5 protein-coding genes are annotated in these 3,958 nt (G+C 52.0%); 3 read left to right on the plus strand and 2 right to left on the minus strand.

The genetic code is table 11. From position 1 onward, the window contains the following. Positions 1-373 (plus strand): hypothetical protein (locus tag OB13_RS15575; RefSeq protein ID WP_461491098.1); only part of this gene is annotated, 373 nt, incomplete at its 5' end. A gap of 35 nt (positions 374-408) precedes the next feature. On the opposite strand, the gene OB13_RS15580 is transcribed toward OB13_RS15575, so the two are convergent. Next, a complete protein-coding gene (locus OB13_RS15580) occupies positions 409-1,482 on the minus strand; it encodes a DUF748 domain-containing protein (RefSeq protein ID WP_461491099.1) in 1,074 nt (357 codons plus the stop codon). Between the two features lie 241 nt (positions 1,483-1,723). On the opposite strand from OB13_RS15580, the gene OB13_RS15585 reads away from it, so the two are divergent. Both OB13_RS15585 and OB13_RS15590 read left to right on the plus strand, forming a co-directional pair. Continuing rightward, on the plus strand, positions 1,724-1,999 hold the full coding sequence (locus tag OB13_RS15585; protein WP_461491100.1) for a hypothetical protein: 276 nt from the start codon (positions 1,724-1,726) through the stop codon (positions 1,997-1,999). A gap of 529 nt (positions 2,000-2,528) precedes the next feature. Continuing rightward, positions 2,529-3,395 carry a hypothetical protein gene (locus OB13_RS15590; RefSeq protein ID WP_461491101.1) on the plus strand — a complete coding sequence of 289 codons (867 nt, stop codon included), beginning with the start codon at positions 2,529-2,531 and terminating at the stop codon, positions 3,393-3,395. A 186-nt stretch (positions 3,396-3,581) separates the two neighbouring features. Here OB13_RS15590 and OB13_RS15595 read toward each other — a convergent pair. After that, positions 3,582-3,958: hypothetical protein (locus OB13_RS15595; protein WP_461491102.1), on the minus strand; the 377-nt coding region annotated here is incomplete at its 5' end.

The following is a 3,958-nucleotide window of genomic DNA, read 5'->3' on the forward strand; positions in this document are numbered from 1 at the left end:
GTTCTTTACCGCCCGCAGAAGGGGAGGCAATAGTTATATTTTCGCGCAATGGTTTGGCGTGCAATCCGTTGAAACAGTGCAGGAGGGTGGATATAAATTGCTGGAAATGATGCACGAGAAGCCCACTTCCAAGCTGCTGAACAGCAACAAGCAGGTGGTAGGCTCCTGGGACATGGCCCTGGAATGGGCCGAAAACGTGTGGGCACCCCAGATGCGAGCGGCCGGACTCAAATACCTGGCGCAGGTCATTCCTTCCAGTATCTTCGCGACGCTCACCATCGAAAACCTGATGCAAAAGATAGACGGAGAGTTCGAGATCAGAACCTTTGACGAAGAAATCGACGCCGCTGCCTGGCTCTTATCCATCGGGTAATAGCCGGCAGACGGAGACGTGACGGTTATACCTGCTTATTTCTTTTCTTCTCCTCCGGCGATGGCCTCTGCTTCGATGCCTTTGTTGAAGGCTTTGATAAAGGCATGGCGCAGGATGTTGAGAAATGTGGTGGTGGCATCGGTGTCCGGGTGCTTGATGTTGCCCTGGATCGGAACCTTGGTGGCGATCTGGTCCCGGGGCTGGTTTTCTGCCGCCTCCGCAAACAGCCCTGCAATGGCTTCCCAGGCTGCCCTGAAAATGCCATCTTCTTTCCTGTCCTTTTCCCAGTTCAGCACTTTTACGTTCTCAAAAAAAGGCTTTACATATCCGTCTAGCTGCCCGTCTTTCAGCTTTAATTCACTGTACAGTGCCATGTTCCCCCGCTCTACATCAAATTTTCCGTAGGCCTTGATGAAGTCGTTGATGCTGGTCAGGTCTACATGCGTGAGTTGGGCGTCCATGTCAAAGTCGGGGATCTCCTTAAGCAGGTTCACTTTCATGCTTCCTTTCAAGGCGCCGCCGCCTACCGATGTTCCGGTCACGCGTACTGAGGAGGGGAGTTCGTTCCCGGCCTCTTCCACGTTGGCTAGGTTCAGGGCCGTCAGCTGCATGTGGTGGATGTGCAGGTCAATCGAGGGTTTTCGGGTAAAGTCGAGGTAGTTCAACTTGCCGTTGTTCACAACAAAGCGGTTTACTTTGACGGGAACCAGGTCCTTCACTGTCCGGGACCAGTGCTCGGTGGCAGGGGTTTCGGCAGGCTTGGGATCCTCCTTTCGCTCTACGATGTTCAGCTGGGGGTTGTCCAGGATGATCTCCCCGGCGAGTTTGCCTTTGAACAACGCCCGCCACTCGACAGACAGGTTTGCTTCGGGTATCTGCAGGAACGGATGTTTGGGATTGCCGCCATCCTCTTCCAGTACCAGCCCCTCGATCCGGTAAGCGCCCCTGTACAGCGACAGGTCAATGTCATCTACATGGCCCGAATGGCCGGGCAGTTCGTTGAGTGTTTTGTTTACATAATCTTCCACCAGGTAAGGCAGCGCAATCCGGATGGCGATGAGCAGCAGGATGACGGCGGCAGCTATTTTATAGGAGTTTTTGAAGTTCATAGTCCCTATCTGTTAAAGTGAACCACAAGGGCCGCACGCAGGGGCAGCCGTTTCGTATACTTCCAGCTCCTTTATACGGTTAACTCGAGATCTTTTTCTGAGATTGTTGTGCAGGTATAGCCAGCCCGGCATAAGCCCCAAGCGAAGTTACTTTCAAAAGCTTTGCCGGTATGGGTAAGTTAGGGTGGCAAAATGCGTATACTACATCCGATAGCGTACATTTGTCAATCCATCCGAACCCATGAGCACAATATATGAACCGATAGACCCGGATTTTCGGGAGGAGCTGGAAGCGCAGGTAGCCAAACGGGCCGCTGCCAGGCTGCAGTACTATTCCGACATTCGCGAATTCATCACCCTGCATGCCACCCTGAAGGAGCTGGTGACAAAAGGAACAGAAGAGTACCTGGTGCTCACAACAGGGGAGGAGGTGCGACTCGACCGGATCGTCCGGGTGAATGACAGACCGGCGCCCGGCTACGATGAAGACTTCTTTAAATGTGACCTGGGCAGATAGCGCGTTGTTACCCTGCTAAAAAAACTGTCACTTCTTCCTCAGCATGGCGCGAGCGCCCCCGCCCGTGTCTGCTATCGTGGGGATTCTGCCCCAATGTCGTCAACTTAAGCTTTCCATTGTCATTTCGACCTTAGGAAGAAATCTGAACTATTCAACGTCAGTCCGCATGTTGACCAGCAACGGGGAAGTGAAAGATGCAGTGCGTACCAAAGCTGCTGCAGCCGGGCGATACGCTGGTGGTGCAGTCCTTCGTGGGAGAAGCTGTTAAAGAATAGACACCTTTCTTGCAGTAGGTTTTCAGGTCCTACGAAGGTATGGCCGAGGTATAGCTACTGCTCCGGGACGCACCCAACATCGCTATACCTGCTTCTGCAGCAGGTATAGCGATGGGTTTAAATTCTGCTCTTACACCCAATGGATCAGCCCTTTACCAACCTGGGCAGGTATAGCCCGGAGGTCATAAATTAACCCCTGACGCTTTACAGCCGTTTATATAGAAAGTGTATTTTTTATATAAACCCATAAAGCTATGAACAGACAAGACAGAGAGCGCGACGATTACGGCAGATACGAAGGCTATCGAAACGATGAACATTACCACGCCGCCAGTAACTTAACCAACCAGTTCGAACAGCAATACCGACGCGGCAGGGGCCACGACGAAGAGGACCGGTACCAGCCGACCCGCAGCTACCACGAGGGCAGTTCAGGTGGCGACTACGAGGAGAACATGCGGGACCGCGGCAGCTACCGGGGACAATCCTGGGACCAGGGGTACGAGCGGAACCAGAACAGGACCTATTCCGGCAACCTCGACCGCGAACGCGACAGGTATAGCAACTACCAGGATGATTACAGAAGTTATCCGAATGTGGACCGAAGCGACCGGGACAGATTCCAGGGGCGGCGCAGCAACATAGAGCAGGGCAACGTGGCCCAAGGGTATGGCATCTCCAACTACGAGGGAACCTCGGACCGTTACAATACCCTGAACAGTGACCAGAACAGATCGGGCAGGGGCGAGCAGTCCTATTACTCCGGGTCACGGGGCAGCTACAGCGGTTCCCGTTCCGGTGGAGGTATGGGCGAATCATTCCCAAGCTCCCATCACGGCGTGCCGGATACCACGCATGGCCTGCGCAACTTCTCTGACAGGGAAGGCTCCGGTATGGGCAGCTCCTACGGAGGCAGTAATTATGGTGGCGGCACCGGGTATGCAGGCGGTAATCGCGGCGGATCATTTGGAAACAGCTCCTACGGCAGCTCATCGGGCAACTACGGCGGCTCCGGCTCAATGGGCGGTGGCAGCAGCTACGGCGGCCGCAGCAGTGGCAGTAACAGAGGAAGCAGCTCACACAATACCGATCGCGGTACAAATGAGTCAGGTGGTTATTAATACCTGATGATGAAGACAAAATGATCTGAACAAAACAGCCGTTGCCTTTCAGCAGCGGCTGTTTTGTTTTTAGGATTGTGAGAGTCTGGTGCGAGCTGGTTGTATGTATTGGGAGGTACAACAGGTGCAAGGAAAGGTAAGTGTTGTAAACTCGCGCATGTGGGGCGCTTACCTTCTCTCTATGTTTTATTTCTGACAGTCTATCCTGTAATTATCGATATAGGTTGTTAGGTTTCCATCAGCATCGTACTTAAAATGGAAGTCAGCTTTCAGCATGATGTTATTGTCTTGTCCAGGTGTTGTTAATACCAGGCTAAGTATCTGCTTGAATTGGTAAGGATAATAATTGGATAAGACATAGTGTTCTTTATAGTTAATTTCCCAGCTACCTACATAACTGGTTCCGGTTGCTTCATCCACAACTCTTATATTGGAAGTATTGGAATGGGAGGTAATGGTAACTTTATTTTCATTTTCTACCAGTGTGTAATGCAACTTCAATACGCCTTCCGTAATTCTAAGCAATGCATCGTCACATCCCGTTACAAAATAACAATTTGATT

Source organism: Pontibacter sp. HJ8, from assembly GCF_054824225.1.